This window comes from Gilliamella apicola, assembly GCF_003202915.1.
Lineage (GTDB): Bacteria > Pseudomonadota > Gammaproteobacteria > Enterobacterales > Orbaceae > Gilliamella > Gilliamella apicola_Q.
Map to the genome: position 1 here is coordinate 19,434 of NZ_QGLP01000007.1, position 17,778 is coordinate 37,211.

Consider the following 17,778-nt stretch of genomic DNA (forward strand, 5'->3'; position numbering starts at 1 on the left):
TACTCATCCTGCTAACTTTTGCGTAATCGTTAATAGTTGTTTAACATCTTCCGTTCTTGTCGCACCTGTAACTTTATCGATAATTGAGGTATAAATATGTGGAATAACTTTTTTCACACCAGCATTTAAAGCAATTTTTAAAATGGCTTCATAATTATCTAAATCTATACCACCAGTAGGTTCTAGATAGAAATCATGTTCAGCACAACATTTAGCCACATATTCATATTCATCAATATGTTTTAACCCGCCCATAGGGAAATATTTTATAGAGCTCCCCCCCATGTCTTTTAATAAAGCAATTGCGGTTTCGACCGGCACGATTGCAGCGGGTGATTTTGAGCTTAGTGGTCCTGTGGCAATATTAACTAAACCTACTTTACCAGTTGGTGATACAAGACCATTGATTACCGTTTCTTTTTGTCCTAATAAAGCTCGACTTGTTGCCACCCCTGTGAAAACTTGATTGACATGTTGAGGCTGGAGAACTGCAGATATTTCTGACACCATAGTAGATTGGTTAGGATCACCTGCACCCAGACCAACAGAAATAGCATTATCAATCGCTAACGCATATTTTTTCATATCTGCTATTGCTTGCTGATTATCTGGATAATTTTTAGATAATACCCCCACAACAACATAAGTTTGCGCTGCTTCATAAATAGCACTAGCGTTATCAATTGAATTGGCTAATACGTTTAAACAAACACGATCGTTAAAATAATTTGGTGTCAATTGCATTATTTTACTCCTTGGATAATTTTTATAATTTTGTTATAGACAATATCAAGCTGTTCAGCCGTTACACTACGAACATCTGCGTCTACTTTACCTTCATTGGCTTTATATTCCCGAAAATAGACTGCAATCTCGCCTTGCTTCATTAGATCTATCATTTCAACAGCAGTTTTACCAATTACCTTCGTATCAAAGGATATTTCTGTACGAGCAATATCTCGGCCTGCACCATCCCAGACAACTTTTGCCGATATACCATTAATAGAATTTAACTTTTCGATAAATGGTGTCATTTTGGCAACCATTTCTTGTCCAGTTTCTTGTTTAGGATCGTTAATATATAACTCAATAGCCTTGGTTAAGCCTAAAATACCCTCTTTACCTACCTTCATTGGTCGACCAATACCTTGAGATTGAAGTTTAAGCCATTCAATGGCTTGATGACGGCCAATAACTAAGCCACTAGTTGGCCCTTCAATTGCCTTTGCACCACTATAAATAACTAAATCAGCACCTTGTTGATAATAGGTTTGTAAATCCTCTTCTGCTGCGGCATCAACAATTAATGGAATATTATATTTTTTGGCCACCGTTACAGCTTGCGCAACTGATAGCATACTTTTTTGCACACAGTGATGTGATTTGACATATAAAATAGCCGCGGTATCAGAATTAATTAATGATTCAATATGCTCTGGTTTACACTCATTTGCATAACCCGCTTCAACCACAATTCCACCACCTAAAGAGACCATCGTACCAATAGGAGCGCCAAAATTTACGTTATGTCCTTTTGGTACAATAATTTCCCTAGCTACCCATTTATCAGAGCTATGTAAATTAAATAATAAATCGCGATCATCTTTAACGATTAAACCTGCGACAGCTTGCGCAATGCCAGCAGAGGCACAAGATACAACTACAGCATTTTCGACATTGAGTAATTTAGCAATATATTGTCCAGTTTTATCGACTAAATCTTTTATTTCAAAATATTCATTTAATCCATGGGATACAGTATCAACCACTTCAACTCTTGGTGTTGAAACACCTAAAATAGTCATTCGCCCCGAAGCATTAATCACTTTTTTCAAGTGGTATTTACTGTATATTTCTTTTTCAGTTTGAGATTCTGAGCTCATTTTTACTACCTTCTTGTTTTATTTCAATGATTGTAACATTTTTTGTTGTATTTTTTACGATAGCAGCTAAAGGAACAAACTGTTCATGACATTCCCTTTTTTCACCTTCTGAATCAGTTAAAGAGACGGTTTGTTGTTTTATATCAAAAATAGTCAAATCGGCATCATAGCCAATGGCTATTTCCCCTTTATTATTTAAATGCAAAATTTGTGCCGCGTTTTTAGTAACACTATCAATAATTCTGGTTTTACTATAGCCTAGAGAGATAAATTTATTCATTACATTAGCTAAACTAAACACAGGACCTTGTAAGCGATTTTTAGAATAGATATCAGAGCTGATTGTGTTTGGATAAACATCTAAACATTTTGCTCGCTCAGCTACTGCAAAACTGAAACTTTCACCACCATGACCAATATCTAAAATCACCCCACGTTCAATAGCACGTTTAATTGAATCACGCAGATTATTTTGATTATCAAATATTTGGTTGGGCTTACCATTAAAACAATGAGTAATAATATCGCCTTTAGTTAATAAATCTGCAATTTCATCAAGTTCAGGAGGATTGTTTCCTACATGAATCATTAGTGGCAAACCAGTCTTTTTTTGCATCTCTTTCGCTTTGATTAACGGTAAAATACCATTTTCACCAACAACGCTACGACTCATCCTAACTTTTATACCAATAATAAAATTGGGATATTTAGCTAAAGTTTGATCAAATAACGGCACATCCACATCTTGCATATCAGCAAGCTCACTTTGCCTTACTAAGCCTATTTTTGAGATATTTAGGAAGGAGTAAACATGAGTTTTAGCCTGCATCGCTAAATCATAAAACTCGTCAATATCAAGTGCACCAACACTACCAGCATCAACCACTGCCGTCACGCCAGACTCAACACCAATGAGATCGGGTTCATCATAGTAAATTGGTGAATGTGCAAAGCAATGGGTATGAGAATCTATCCATCCGGCACTTATATAGTGTTGATTTTGTAGATCTAACACTCGATTTGAAGTTGCGATTATATTTTTGTCAATTTCAACAATTTTGCCATGTTTAATGGCAATATCAGTTACTGAATTGTCAATAAGTTTGGCATTTTTTATAATTAAATCATACATAATTTAACCCAACCCCTCGACCACAATTATGATTGAGGGGACATAACATTATATAATTGGGAAGATACCACCAAAAATCATGGCACCTAATATTGCACCGCCAGTGATAGGCTTTTTCCATACATAAAATAATAGTGCACCAAGCAATGAACCTATACCGATAGGAATAGAGGCAACCATAGCGGATAAAATAATCATTGGACCAAGAAAACGACCAGATGCATTTCCCGCGCCCATCATGACATCAGCACCAAAAGTTGATCCACCACCACTATTAACCGTAAATTTACGGATAAGGATGATAAGTAAACCTATTGCCATACCGAGTAATAAACCGGTTAATAACGCCACCAAAAAGTTTTCAATTGGCAATGTATAGCCACCAGCCAATAACAACGCTGGCACACCTAAACCAATACCTGTTTGTAACGCGCCACCAATATCGAGAATTCCAACTAGCGAGCCTTCAATGACACGGGCAAATAAAAAACTGGCACCAAACGCTGCTACTGCACCATAATCGCCTGTCGTCATGCCTGATTTAAGCATTGCAACAAAGGCTATTTCATTAAAAGCACCAATTCCATATACATAAAAAGTATGCGTTCCAGCAAAAATACCTGCAGAGAGTAATCCACAAAGAATAGGGAATGACCAATCGGCATACCAAAAACTTTTATTAATGGTTGTTTGAGTATTCATAATCTATTGTTCCCTATATTATTTAAACCAATAAGACAGACCATCTCGGAATGAATTAATCATTTTCATATCAAATCCACGGAAATAACCGCTCATGACAAATAAAACAATTACCGCAGCTAACATGATTTTCATCACTCGGTTCCAACCACTGTCATCCACTCCTTTACCAATCAAAATACCTAACACTAAACCAGGTACAGCATTCCCCATAATTAATTGCGCAAGCCCACCAAACAATGTGCCCCAAAAGCCACTTCTTCTACCGGCATCTAAAGCTGCCAACCAGAAAATAACCGGCATCACGGTTGCTACCAGTAAATTCGCAGCGGGAACTAAAACTTTGGTCGCGGTGATTTTTAAAGAATCAGGAATTACAGAGGTTGTTGTATTTAAAAATAACACAACAATCACACCGATTAATGCACAAGCAAAAGCCATTTTTTTAGGAGAATGTAATGTTTGCTCCAAATTTCGGTTTTTTATCATCAATAGTGCTGCGCCCCAGTTAGGGATAATTCGGTGATCAACATCTTGGGTAAATGAACCGGCAGCAACAGATGAAGCCCAGGCATTAAAAAAGAATCCTAAGCCAAATGAGAAATGTGCAGCAGGATCACTCTCACAAGAATTAAGTTCACCTAGGGTACGAAATGCCCCCATACCTTGATAAGTTGGAGCATGAAACATTCGAGCAGCACCAGCGCCTACTCCAAATCCACATAGCCCACCAATTACAATGGACTTCAATGCTATAATTAGAATTTCCATTACTTTCCTTTTGCGTTATTTAGAGATAAAGTTAATATCGTTCAGATCGATAAATGTAACATTTACTGAGACATCAAGAGTGATGTCATAAAATGTCTTTTTTCGTGGTAAAAAAATAAATAAAAAACGTTCTGTAGTTATCTTTTCAATAGCAGAAACAACACTAATATCAAGCGGCTCAATTCGTAGCATTATATTATTCGTATTTTTAAGCACTTGCTTTTGCACCTGATTTAGTGCTATAGCAAATGCACGCTGCTTTGAATCTCCTTGCCCAGTTACTCTAACTTGTATCTGCTCAGTTTTTTTCATGTTTCTAACCTATTTAACTACGTGGATATTTTTTCAAAAATGCTTGAGCTATACGTTGACCAAGTTCCACTGTATCCATAAAACCAAAGCCAAGTACTTTACAACCGTCATTAATGGCTGTTTCACCTTCTTCAATTGAACGCATACCATGTCGTTGAGAATATCCATATTTATTTTGCGCCGTTATGGCACCCGCACCACCACTGCCACAAAACGAAAGCCCTAAATCGGCATTCTCATTATTCATCACATCGCCTAATTTCATATCAGCAGCCATACCTGGGATAACAATTGCACGACATCCTTCAATAGAATTAATTCCTTCTGCAATTTTTTGCCCTTTTCCCATTCTATCGCCGATTACGATGATTACTTCAGCCATAATAATTCTCCTTTTAATTATTGTTTTTTAGATCTAGTAATTTGATTAATTTGCTATAGCCACTTCATAATGAACAGCTAATAAATAAGCCTCTTCTTTTGCTAGGCTATTGAATAATTGTACAGTTTTATGTGCAAGCATTAAGGATTGTTCTGAGAGTTCATCAAATAAAGAAGGATCGACTTCAGGTAATTTTTCTAGTGTTTTTGCTCTTTCAACCATCGCTTTGACATGTGATAACAACATTGCTTTTTGCACGTCGTTTTGGGTTATTTGATGATCAGTTAACCAACGATTAATAATTTCTATCGTTTGCTCTGTCACAACTTCGGGATCTAAATCATCTTCGATCATACGGAATTGTTTTTGTGGCATAGTCATTCTAATTCTCTTGTTTTTTTAAGATATCTTAGCCTAAATGAAATAACTATAAATGTGGAGAGAGAATTTTTCCTATTGCAAAAGGAAATTTATTGTAATTATGGATTAATGCTGTTACTAACAAGCATTTTAGTGTGAGATATCTTTGTGAATTGAGTTAATTTATTTTAAATTTAATCCATAAACGCATAAAAATGCGATTAAATAGCAAACTTAATATGAGAAAACTTCTTTTCCTCATATTTTTATCAGGTAAAAATAGCTATTTTTAATATTAAAGTTAAAACCTGTTAAATAATATTATTTTAACCACACAACTGAGGCAACATGATACATCCCCAGTATGTAGGACATTGAAAAAGATATTTGTCGAATAGAGTTAAAATATATAAATTACCAATCCCTTTAGTATTTAGTTTTATTAAAGTTCACCAGCTGCCAGAAGCTCCTCCACCGCCACTGCGTCCGCCGCCACCACCACCAAAACCACCGAATGAACCTCCGCCAAAACCACCACCATTACCGCCGCCAAAACCGCCTCCTCGACCGCGTCCACTACCGCCACCACCACGCATAGTTAAAATGCCACTTAAAATTGCACTGGCAACAAAAGCTAAAAATATTAGTGGTAAAACAATATGTAATGAATAGCCATTGAATAAAGTAAAACCACCAACTGACATTCCATTTAGCAAACCAGTACCTAAACTTCGGCTAGTGCTACGTTTAGTGGAACTAATCGAAAATAAGCTGGCAATAGTGAAGCAGATAAAAAAAGATGCTAGCCCATAATTAAATAAATTGGCACCAAAATCACCAGCAAGTACCGTTTTGAGATCAGGATCACTGTTGGTCGCAGGTACTTGTTGAGGATCATTCAATTGATTGATTAATTTTGAAAGTGCATCATGTATACCTTGATAATAGTTATTTTGTCTAAATTGTGGTGCTAATTGTTCGCGGATGATATGGCTAGCAATCAAGTCGGTAATGGTGCCTTCAAAACCATAACCGACTTCAATTCGCATCAATTTATCATCTTTAATAATTAATAATAAAATGCCATTATCTCGCTCTTTGTTACCTATTTTCCACTGAATAAATACCCGATCGGCATACTGTTCAACCGTTTCATTGTCGAGTTTTGAGATCATTAATACCGCGATCTGTGCACCATCAGTTCGCGTCTTTTCAAAAGCAATCAAGCTTGATTCCAAATCATCTATTTGTGATGGTTCTAAAGTATCTGACGTATCAATAACACGGCGATCAAATGTAGGAATCTCAGTTAATGCATAACTTACCGCACTAAAAAACAGTAAACAAAAGAGCAGATAATATTTTTTCATTATGCTTATTGTCCAAAATTGACTGCTGGTGGATTAGAAATTTGTTGTTCATTTTCAACCGTAAACTGTTGTTTTGGTTGTACCCCTATAACATTTGCAATCCATTTGGTTGGCAATTGTCGAATATAAGTGTTAAAGGATTGTACAGTCTCAATATATCGACCTCTAGCAACCGTTATACGGTTTTCGGTTCCTTCAAGTTGACTCATTAAATCTTGATAGAGTGTATTTGCTTTAAGTTCTGGGTAATTTTCACTAACGGCAATTAAGCGACTTAAGGCAGAACTTAATTCAGATTGAGCTTGTTGGAATTTCGAGAATAAAGCTGGATCACTAAGTTGATCTGCATTGATTTGAATCGAGCCGACTTTGGCTCTGGCATCAGTTACTTGAGTAAAAACATCTTTTTCATGACTAGCATAACCTTTTACCGTATTAACTAAGTTAGGCACTAAATCAGCGCGTCGTTTGTACTGATTAACAACTTCTGACCAAGAAGCCGCCACTTTTTCGTCTTGAGTTTGAATGCTGTTATAGTCTTTAAAAAATAAAAATGCCCCGATAATAATTAATATAATGATAAGCAAAAACGATTTGGATTTCATAGTGAACCCCTATAAATAGTTAAACTTCCAAATAGCTTAAAAAGCAATGATAATTAGAAAATACTAAACAGTAGCCTAAAAATTTTGTTACTAAACAAACTTATAATGCTTAATTGAGGAATACATTTAATAACTATTTATAATAATAGTTATGGACTACAGACTACCAAGAAGAGACTTTTAGATAATAGATTTAATTTACATGAACTGACATATTTCTTTAATCGATGTTATGCCATAGAGTTTTATCAATTATATCTTTTTTTATGTAATTTGCGAAGAATTATCATAGGTAATTTTTATTAGTATTGCTCACAATACTTATTTTTAAATTTGATTTTTTAGTTTAAAAATTACTTAGATAATGACTTCAAAACATTCAAGTTGAGCAGGTTCAAAATAGATATCTGGGTTATTTGGACGGTTATCTGTATTACGGTGAGTATGTTTGAAATGAGCAGAATTAACCCAATTTTCAAAATCTTGTTTTGATTCCCATTCGGCATATGATGAAAACAATGTGTAATCTGCATAAGTTTTACCTTTAAGGAAATAAAAACGATTAAAACCTTTCATCTCTTTTAAATGACTATCACGATTACGCCAGATTTCAATAAAAGTATCTTCACTACCTAACTTAATTTTAAACCGATTCATGACAATATACATCTAATACTCCTTTCATATACCATACGCTTGACAAAAAAATAGCACGTGGTATCACGTGCTATTTTAGTCAGTTTATCTAAAATCTATTGATTTTCTTCTGCTGAATTTAATAGTTCCGCTAAATTAGCCGTAGCTTCTTCAGCCGAAACCGTTGGTTGAATTTCATCATTAGTTGGCATTGCACGTTTACGCAAACGCTCTTTATGATAAGCATAACCAGTACCAGCTGGGATCAAGCGACCAACAATAACGTTCTCTTTCAAGCCACGAAGTTCATCATTTTTACCTGCAACTGCTGCTTCAGTTAATACGCGAGTCGTTTCTTGGAACGATGCCGCAGAAATAAATGATTCAGTAGTAAGTGATGCTTTAGTAATACCAAGTAAATCATGCAAATAGACAATTGGTTCTTTACCTTGAGCTTCAAGTTCTCGGTTAATAATCTTCAAGCGTGAAACTTCAAGTTGTTCACCATCAAGTAAACGAGAACTTCCTGGATGAATAACCGTTGCTTTACGTAACATTTGACGAACAATGACTTCAATGTGCTTATCGTTAATTTTTACACCTTGTAAGCGATAAACTTCTTGAACTTCATTCACGATGTAACGAGTCACAGCATTAACACCACGTAGACGTAAAATGTCATGTGCTGATTCAGGACCATCAGAGATCACATCACCGCGACCAACTTGTTCACCTTCGAATACGTTAAGCTGACGCCATTTTGGAATCATCTCTTCGTATGGTTCGCTACCATCTAGTGGCGTAATGATTAAGCGACGTTTGCCTTTCGTTTCTTTACCGAATGAGATAATACCATCAATTTCAGCAAGAATTGCTGGCTCTTTAGGTTTACGTGCTTCAAATAAATCAGCAACTCGTGGTAAACCACCGGTGATATCTTTAGTACCCACAGATGCTTGTGGAATACGAGCAAGTGTGTCACCAACGTTGATTTCCGCACCATCTTCTAATTGTACTAATGCTTTACCTGGTAAGAAGTATTGCGCAAGCATTTCAGTACCTGCCACAAAGATATCATTACCTTTAGCATCGACAATCTTAATTGCTGGACGTAAATCTTTACCAACACCTGTACGTTCTGCTACATCTAAGATCACAATAGATGATAAACCAGTTAACTCATCAGTTTGACGAGTAATAGTTTGCCCATCAATCATATCAACAAAGCGAACAAAACCTTTAGCTTCTGAGATAACCGGCATTGTATGTGGATCCCAGTTAGCTAGTGTTTCACCAGCATCAACAGCTGCACCATTACCTTTAGTTAAAATCGAACCATAAGGAACTTTATAAGTTTCTTTCATTCGTCCTAATTCATCGATAATCGTTAATTCAGCATTACGCGAGGTAATAACCAATTTTTGATCTGGGTTAGTTACAAATTTAGCATTAGTTAATTTAATACTACCTTTGTTTTTAACTTGAACACTTGATTCTGCCGCTGCCCGTGATGCCGCACCACCGATATGGAATGTACGCATGGTTAACTGTGTACCCGGTTCACCGATTGACTGAGCGGCGATAACACCAATTGCTTCACCTTTATTTACTAGGTGACCACGAGCTAAGTCACGACCATAACATTTCGCACAAACACCAAAGTCAGTATCACACGAAACAACTGAACGAACTTTAACGCTATCTACAGATTCTTGTTCAAGTAAATCACAATAACTTTCATCTAGTAATGTATTACGAGGGATTAAGATATCTGCACTACCTGGTTTTAATACATCTTCAGCTGTTACACGACCTAAAACACGTTCACGTAGTGGTTCTTTAACATCACCACCTTCAATTACCGGTGTCATTACCACGCCTTCTAACGTGCCACAGTCATCTTCAATAACAACTAAATCTTGAGCCACGTCAACTAAACGACGAGTCAAGTAACCTGAGTTCGCTGTCTTCAATGCGGTATCTGCAAGACCTTTACGCGCACCATGGGTAGAAATAAAGTACTGAAGAACGTTTAACCCTTCACGGAAATTTGCCGTAATTGGCGTTTCGATGATCGAACCATCTGGTTTTGCCATCAAACCACGCATACCTGCTAACTGACGAATCTGAGCTGCAGAACCACGAGCACCAGAGTCGGCCATCATATAGATGCTGTTAAATGAAGATTGAACTTCTTCTTTACCTTCACGGTTAATAACTTTTTCAGTTGATAAGTTATCCATCATCGCTTTAGCAACACGTTCATTGGCTGCAGCCCAAATATCGATAACTTTGTTATAGCGTTCACCTGCGGTTACTAAACCTGATTGAAACTGTTCTTGAATTTCCGCAACTTCAATTTCTGCTTCGTTGATGATTTGTAATTTCTTCGCAGGAATTTCCATATCATCAATACCAACTGATACCCCAGAACGAGCTGCGTAAGCAAAGCCGGTATACATAACTTGGTCAGCTAAAATAACAGTTTCTTTCATGCCTAATTGGCGATAACAAATGTTTAAAATTCGTGAAATCGCCTTTTTACCCAGCGGTTGATTGATAACAGAGAAGCTCATACCTTTAGGCATAATTAACCATAAGATAGCACGACCAACTGTAGTATCGACAACAGAAGTTGTATCTTCCCATTCACCAATACTATTACGATGACTTTCTGTAATACGAACTTTAACTTTAGCATGTAATTCAACAAGACCTAAACGATACAGTTTTTCTGCTTCTTTAGGGCCAGTTAATATCATGCCTTCACCTTTCGCATTGACTTTATCGCGAGTCATGTAGTAAAGCCCTAAAACCACGTCCTGAGATGGAACGATGATAGGCTCACCACTTGCAGGTGAAAGAATATTGTTGGTTGACATCATTAACGCACGTGCTTCTAATTGCGCTTCTAACGTTAATGGAACGTGCACCGCCATTTGGTCACCATCGAAGTCAGCATTGAATGCCGCACAAACTAATGGGTGTAACTGAATAGCTTTACCTTCAATAAGAATAGGTTCAAACGCTTGAATACCTAATCGGTGAAGTGTTGGTGCACGGTTTAATAATACCGGATGTTCACGAATAACTTCATCTAAGATATCCCAAACAACTGCATCTTCACGTTCAACCATTTTCTTCGCCGCTTTAATGGTTGTTGCATAACCACGACGTTCTAATTTACCGTAGATAAATGGTTTAAATAGTTCAAGCGCCATTTTTTTCGGTAAACCACATTGATGTAAACGTAAGTATGGACCTACAGTAATTACTGAACGACCTGAATAGTCTACACGTTTACCTAATAGGTTTTGACGGAAACGACCTTGCTTACCTTTAATCATATCGGCAAGTGATTTTAATGGACGTTTGTTTGAACCGGTAATTGCACGACCACGACGACCATTATCAAGTAAGGCGTCAACAGATTCTTGTAACATACGTTTTTCGTTACGTACAATAATATCTGGTGCAGCTAAATCTAATAAACGTTTTAAACGATTATTACGGTTGATAACACGACGATATAAATCGTTTAAGTCTGATGTTGCAAAACGACCGCCATCAAGTGGTACTAATGGTCGTAAATCTGGTGGCAACACAGGTAACACATTTAAAATCATCCATTCTGGTTTATTTTCTGATTGAATGAATGCTTCAATGATTTTAATGCGTTTTGTTAATTTTTTACGTTTAGTTTCTGAGTTAGTCGTTGAAAGTTCATCACGCAATGCTTCACATTCGGCTTGAACATCAATGTTACGTAGTAACTCTTGAATAGCTTCTGCACCCATGCGTGCATCAAACTCATCACCAAACTCTTCTAACGCATCTAAATACTGTTCTTCAGTTAAAATTTGACCGCGTTCAAGGTTTGTCATACCACCATCAAGAACCATAAATGATTCAAAATAAAGTACCCGTTCAATATCACGCAGTGGCATATCGAGTAATAAACCGATACGTGATGGTAATGATTTTAAAAACCAGATATGTGCAGTAGGTGATGCAAGTTCAATGTGCCCCATACGTTCACGACGCACTTTAGCTTGAGTGACTTCTACACCACATTTTTCACAAATAACACCACGGTGTTTTAAACGTTTATATTTTCCACACAAACATTCATAATCTTTAACTGGTCCGAAAATACGCGCACAAAACAAGCCATCACGTTCAGGTTTGAACGTACGATAGTTAATTGTTTCAGGTTTTTTAACTTCACCAAAAGACCATGAACGAATCATATCAGGAGAAGCAAGGCCAATCTTGATAGCATCAAAATCTTCAGTTTTTGTTTGCGCTTTTAGAAACTTTAGTAAGTCTTTCACAATTGACTCCTATGGAGTTAAACCAATTAGATAACTTATCATTACTGATAAGTTATCCCTATAAATAGAAATCATTTCAGTTAGTTAAGATTATTCTTCATCTAACTCGATATTAATACCTAACGAACGAATCTCTTTTAGTAATACATTAAATGATTCTGGAATCGCAGGTTCCATACGATGATCGCCATCTACAATATTTTTATACATCTTAGTACGACCGTTCACATCATCTGATTTAACAGTTAACATTTCTTGTAGAGTATAAGCGGCACCATATGCTTCAAGTGCCCATACTTCCATCTCACCGAAACGTTGACCACCAAATTGAGCTTTACCACCCAACGGTTGTTGCGTAACCAGACTATATGAACCTGTAGAACGAGCATGCATCTTATCATCAACTAAGTGATTCAATTTAAGCATGTACATGTAACCTACTGTTACTGGACGTTCAAATTGCTCACCAGTACGACCATCAAACAAGGTAATTTGACCTGAAGTTGGTAAATCACCAAGTTCAAGTAATGCCTTAATTTCTTGCTCTTTAGCACCATCAAATACAGGTGTAGCAAGTGGCATACCATTACGTAAATTCTGTGCCAGAGTCATGACTTCTTGATCAGTAAATTCAGCAACATTAACTTTTTGTGCTGCACCTAAACCAAGGTCATACGCTTTTTGGATAAATTCGCGTAATTTAGCTAATTCTTGCTGTTCTTTCAGCATAGTATCAATCTTCTGACCAATACCTTTCGCCGCCATACCTAAGTGAGTTTCTAAAATCTGACCGATATTCATACGTGAAGGAACACCTAGAGGATTCAATACGATATCAACTGGACGTCCTTTATCATCATATGGCATATCTTCAATTGGGTTGATTTTAGAGATAACCCCTTTGTTACCATGACGACCTGCCATCTTATCACCAGGCTGAATTTGACGTTTAACCGCTAAGTAAACTTTAACAATTTTCAGAACACCAGGTTGTAAATCATCACCTTGAGTGATCTTCATGCGTTTAGCTTCAAGTTTTTTGTTAAACTCAGCTTTAATTTCATCATGCTGTTCAGCAAGTTGCTCTAATTGCGCTTGCTTACTTTCATTAGCAATACCAATGGTTAACCATTTTTCTCGTGGTAAAGCATCTAATTTGTCGGCTTTAATACCGCCAGAAATTAACACATCACGGATACGAGCAAATAACGCTGCTTCAAGGATTTTAAGCTCTTCTGTTAAGTCTTTGCGAACTTGTTTAAGTTGCATCTCTTCAATTTCAAGTGCACGTTTATCTTTTTGTACACCATCACGAGTAAAGACTTGAACATCAATAACTGTACCTGAAACGCCATTTGGCACACGAAGTGAAGTATCTTTAACATCTGACGCTTTTTCACCAAAAATAGCGCGTAGTAATTTTTCTTCTGGCGTTAATTGTGTTTCACCTTTTGGTGTTACTTTACCAACCAGAATATCGCCACCTTTAACTTCAGCACCAATATAAACAATACCTGATTCATCCAGTTTAGAAAGAGCCGCTTCACCCACATTTGGAATATCGGCGGTAATTTCTTCTGCACCAAGTTTGGTATCACGAGATACACAAGATAACTCTTGAATATGAATCGAAGTGAAACGGTCATCTTGTACTACTTTTTCAGAGACTAAAATAGAATCCTCAAAGTTATAACCATTCCATGGCATGAATGCCACTCGCATATTTTGACCTAAAGCCAACTCACCTAAGTCAGTTGATGGACCATCGGCAAGGACATCACCACGCTCAACTTTTTCACCTAATTCCACACATGGAATTTGGTTAATACAGGTATTTTGGTTTGAACGGGTATATTTAGTTAAGTTATAAATATCAATCCCTGTTTCGCCAGCATACATTTCATCATCATTAACGTTAATTACAATGCGTGATGCATCAACATATTGAACAGTACCACCACGACGAGCTACTGCAGTTACACCTGAGTCAACTGCTACAGCCCTTTCCATACCAGTTCCAACAAATGGTTTTTCCGCTTTTAATGTCGGTACTGCTTGACGTTGCATGTTCGCACCCATTAGGGCACGGTTCGCATCATCGTGTTCTAAGAACGGAATTAATGAAGCACCAACGGATACGATTTGTTGCGTTGATACGTCCATATAATGGACTTGTTCTGGACTATATAAACCTGACTCACCATTTAAACGACAAGTCACTAAATCTTCTTTAAAACGACCATCGTCATCAAGATTTGAGTTAGCCTGGGCAATAACAAATTCACTTTCGTCGATTGCTGATAAATAGTTAATTTCATCAGTTACCACGCCATCAACTACACGACGATATGGCGTTTCAAGGAATCCATATTCATTAGTACGAGAATAAACCGCTAATGAGTTAATCAAACCGATGTTTGGTCCTTCCGGTGTTTCAATCGGACATACACGACCATAATGGGTAGGATGTACGTCACGTACTTCGAATCCGGCACGTTCACGGGTTAAACCACCTGGACCTAATGCAGAAATACGACGTTTATGCGTAATTTCAGATAATGGATTGTTTTGATCCATAAACTGAGATAATTGGCTTGAACCAAAGAATTCGCGGATAGCCGCTGAAATTGGTTTAGCATTAATCATATCTTGTGGCATTAATGACTCAAGATCGCCTAATGATAAGCGCTCTTTTACTGCTCGTTCTACACGCACTAAACCAATACGGAATTGGTTTTCAGCCATTTCACCAACACTACGGATACGACGGTTTCCTAAGTGATCGATATCATCGACTTCACCATGACCATTACGAATGCTGATTAATTTCTTCATTACATCAACGATATCAGCTTTAGTTAAGACACTTTCGCCTTCAATATCGTCTCGTCCTAAAGAACGATTAAACTTCATACGACCAACTGCTGATAAGTCATAACGTTCGTCAGAGAAGAATAGATTATCAAATAATGCTTCAGCAGCTTCTTTTGTTGGTGGCTCGCCTGGGCGCATCATTCGGTAAATTTCAACTAAAGCACCTAATCGATCTCGTGTTGAGTCAACATTTAAAGTTTCAGAAATAAATGGACCATGATCTAAATCATTAGTGAATAAAGTTTCAATTTTCTTATAACCAGCATTGGTTAATTGAAGTAATAGTTCTAACGAAATTGGAGTATTGGCAAATGCAACGACTTCACCCGTTTCTTCATCAATATAATTTTTAGCTAGTACTTTATTTACAATATACTCAACTGGAACGTCAATTTTAGTTACTTTATCTTTTTCAAGCTCACGAATATGACGAGCTGTAATACGACGACCTTTCTCTGCGTAAACTTTGCCTTTAGATTCGATATCAAATAGCGCCGTTTCACCACGTAAACGCTCTGGTACAAGATCCATCTTTAATTTTGATTTGCCTACTTCAAAAATCGTTTTTTCGAAGAACATATCTAAAATTTCTTCAGTTTCATAACCTAACGCACGCAAAATGATTGTTGCAGGAAGTTTACGACGACGGTCGATACGAGCAAAAAGATTATCTTTTGGATCAAATTCAAAATCAAGCCAAGAGCCACGATAAGGAATAATCCGAGCATTATATAGAACTTTACCAGAAGAGTGTGTTTTACCTTTATCACTATCAAAGAACACACCTGGACTACGATGCAATTGTGAAACGATAACACGTTCTGTACCGTTAATTACAAACGTACCATTGTCCGTCATTAAAGGAATTTCGCCCATGTAGACGTCTTGCTCTTTAATATCTTTAACTGTTCCTTCTGGCGCATCTTTATCATAAATAACTAAACGTAATTTAACGCGCAATGGTGCTGAGTAAGTGATCCCTCTAATTTGACATTCTTTAACATCAAATACAGGTTCGCCCATTTTAAAGCTCACGTATTGTAACTCAGCGCTACCACTATAACTTTTTATCGGAAATATTGAACGAAAAGCGGCTTCTAAGCCATATTGACCTTCTGGATCCTGCTCAATAAACTTCTGGAACGAATCAAGTTGAATAGAAAGAAGATACGGTATATCCAAGACTTGTGGACGCTTACCAAAATTCTTACGAATTCGTTTTTTCTCGGTATAAGAGTAAACCATTAGTTCCTCAACTTGCTTATCTGCTATTTTAGCATGATTAAATATTCATCAGGGTACTACGAAATAATAACGCCTGACACCTCATCGAAAATATCTATAAATATCAATTGATTAGGCTTAATATATATATTATTTCTTTATTGCTTTTTATTGATAATCTTCAAATAAAATTGTGTGACTTATTACAGCGCAAAAAGGCTGGAGGTAAAAAACCCCCAGCCATTTAGGTTGCTAGCGATAAACTTATTTAAGTTCGACAACTGCACCAGATTCTTCAAGTGCTTTTTTAAGTTCATCTGCATCAGCTTTGCTAACGCCTTCTTTAACTGTTGCTGGAGCTGATTCAACAAGGTCTTTAGCTTCTTTCAAGCCTAAACCTGTTGCACCACGAACTGCTTTGATAACCGCTACTTTGTTAGCGCCAACATCTTTTAAGATTACATCAAATTCAGTTTTTTCTTCTGCTGCTTCAGCTGGACCAGCTGCTGCAACTGCTACAGCTGCTGCTGCAGAAACGCCAAATTTTTCTTCCATCATTGATACAAGTTCAACAACATCCATTACAGACATTTCTGCAACTGCATCTAAAATTTGTTCTTTAGTGATAGACATAATATAGTTTCCCAAATTTACATTTTTTTAATTAATAAAATTCACAATCAAACCGCAATTAAGCAGCTTCTTTTTGATCGCGAACCGCTGCAAGAGTACGAACCAATTTGCCAGCTGCGGCTTCTTTCATGGTTGACATCAAGCGAGCTAATGCTTCTTCATAAGTAGGTAATGTTGCTAAGCGATCAATGTTCGCTGCAGTAATCAACTCACCTTCAAAGGCTGCGGCTTTAATCTCAAAATTACTATTTTCTTTTGCAAACGCTTTAAAAATACGCGCTGCAGCACCAGGGTGCTCGTTTGAAAATGCAATTAGAGTTGGACCAACAAACGTATCTTTTAAACACTCGTATTGAGTTCCCTCAACAACGCGGCGTAATAAGGTGTTACGAACAACACGCATATAAACACCAGCTTCACGAGCAGATTTACGTAATGCGGTCATATTTTCTACAGTTACGCCACGAGAGTCAGCCACAACTGCAGATAGCGCACCTTTGGCGATTTCATTAACTTCAGCAACAATTTCTTGTTTATTTTGAAGATTTAGTGCCATTGGT

At 37.0% G+C, this 17,778-nt stretch carries 15 protein-coding genes; all 15 read right to left on the reverse strand.

Annotation, left to right across the window (positions count from 1 at the left end; all coding sequences use genetic code 11):
* Positions 1-3 precede the first annotated feature (3 nt).
* On the reverse strand, positions 4-744 hold the full coding sequence (gene dagF, locus DKK79_RS11960; RefSeq protein WP_110424293.1) for a 2-dehydro-3-deoxy-phosphogluconate aldolase: 741 nt from the start codon (positions 742-744) through the stop codon (positions 4-6).
* Positions 744-1,883 (reverse strand): DgaE family pyridoxal phosphate-dependent ammonia lyase, encoded by a 1,140-nt coding sequence (locus DKK79_RS11965; protein WP_110424294.1) that lies wholly within the window; start codon positions 1,881-1,883, stop codon positions 744-746. The genes dagF and DKK79_RS11965 overlap by 1 nt, the downstream gene beginning before the upstream one ends.
* Complete coding sequence (locus tag DKK79_RS11970) at positions 1,861-3,015, reverse strand: amidohydrolase/deacetylase family metallohydrolase (RefSeq protein WP_110424295.1); 1,155 nt, start codon at positions 3,013-3,015, stop codon at positions 1,861-1,863. Before DKK79_RS11970 ends, DKK79_RS11965 begins: the two co-directional genes overlap by 23 nt.
* 48 nt (positions 3,016-3,063) lie before the next feature.
* A complete protein-coding gene (locus DKK79_RS11975; protein WP_110424296.1) occupies positions 3,064-3,717 on the reverse strand; it encodes a DUF4310 family protein in 654 nt (217 codons plus the stop codon).
* A gap of 18 nt (positions 3,718-3,735) precedes the next feature.
* Positions 3,736-4,488, reverse strand: a complete 753-nt coding sequence (locus tag DKK79_RS11980) for a DUF4311 domain-containing protein (RefSeq protein ID WP_110424297.1) — start codon at positions 4,486-4,488, stop codon at positions 3,736-3,738.
* A 15-nt stretch (positions 4,489-4,503) separates the two neighbouring features.
* A complete protein-coding gene (locus tag DKK79_RS11985; protein ID WP_110424298.1) occupies positions 4,504-4,800 on the reverse strand; it encodes a DUF4312 family protein in 297 nt (98 codons plus the stop codon).
* A 13-nt stretch (positions 4,801-4,813) separates the two neighbouring features.
* Positions 4,814-5,182 carry an SFCGS family glycine-rich protein gene (locus tag DKK79_RS11990; protein ID WP_034884881.1) on the reverse strand — a complete coding sequence of 123 codons (369 nt, stop codon included), beginning with the start codon at positions 5,180-5,182 and terminating at the stop codon, positions 4,814-4,816.
* Positions 5,183-5,227: 45 nt separating this feature from the next.
* Positions 5,228-5,563 (reverse strand): hypothetical protein, encoded by a 336-nt coding sequence (locus DKK79_RS11995; protein WP_034884880.1) that lies wholly within the window; start codon positions 5,561-5,563, stop codon positions 5,228-5,230.
* A gap of 428 nt (positions 5,564-5,991) precedes the next feature.
* The gene (locus DKK79_RS12000) at positions 5,992-6,912 is read right to left on the reverse strand and encodes a TPM domain-containing protein (RefSeq protein ID WP_110424299.1); all 921 of its coding nucleotides are present in this window, start codon (positions 6,910-6,912) and stop codon (positions 5,992-5,994) included.
* A gap of 5 nt (positions 6,913-6,917) precedes the next feature.
* The gene (locus DKK79_RS12005) at positions 6,918-7,517 is read right to left on the reverse strand and encodes a LemA family protein (RefSeq protein ID WP_110424300.1); all 600 of its coding nucleotides are present in this window, start codon (positions 7,515-7,517) and stop codon (positions 6,918-6,920) included.
* Between the two features lie 357 nt (positions 7,518-7,874).
* Positions 7,875-8,186 carry an antibiotic biosynthesis monooxygenase family protein gene (locus tag DKK79_RS12010; RefSeq protein WP_110424301.1) on the reverse strand — a complete coding sequence of 104 codons (312 nt, stop codon included), beginning with the start codon at positions 8,184-8,186 and terminating at the stop codon, positions 7,875-7,877.
* An 83-nt stretch (positions 8,187-8,269) separates the two neighbouring features.
* Entirely contained in the window at positions 8,270-12,487 is a 4,218-nt protein-coding gene (rpoC, locus tag DKK79_RS12015; protein WP_110424302.1) for a DNA-directed RNA polymerase subunit beta', read from the reverse strand.
* A gap of 90 nt (positions 12,488-12,577) precedes the next feature.
* A complete protein-coding gene (gene rpoB / locus DKK79_RS12020; RefSeq protein WP_110424303.1) occupies positions 12,578-16,606 on the reverse strand; it encodes a DNA-directed RNA polymerase subunit beta in 4,029 nt (1,342 codons plus the stop codon).
* A gap of 243 nt (positions 16,607-16,849) precedes the next feature.
* Entirely contained in the window at positions 16,850-17,218 is a 369-nt protein-coding gene (rplL, locus tag DKK79_RS12025) for a 50S ribosomal protein L7/L12 (protein ID WP_034884317.1), read from the reverse strand.
* A gap of 58 nt (positions 17,219-17,276) precedes the next feature.
* Positions 17,277-17,774 carry a 50S ribosomal protein L10 gene (rplJ, locus tag DKK79_RS12030; protein WP_034884318.1) on the reverse strand — a complete coding sequence of 166 codons (498 nt, stop codon included), beginning with the start codon at positions 17,772-17,774 and terminating at the stop codon, positions 17,277-17,279.
* Between the last annotated feature and the right edge of the window lie 4 nt (positions 17,775-17,778).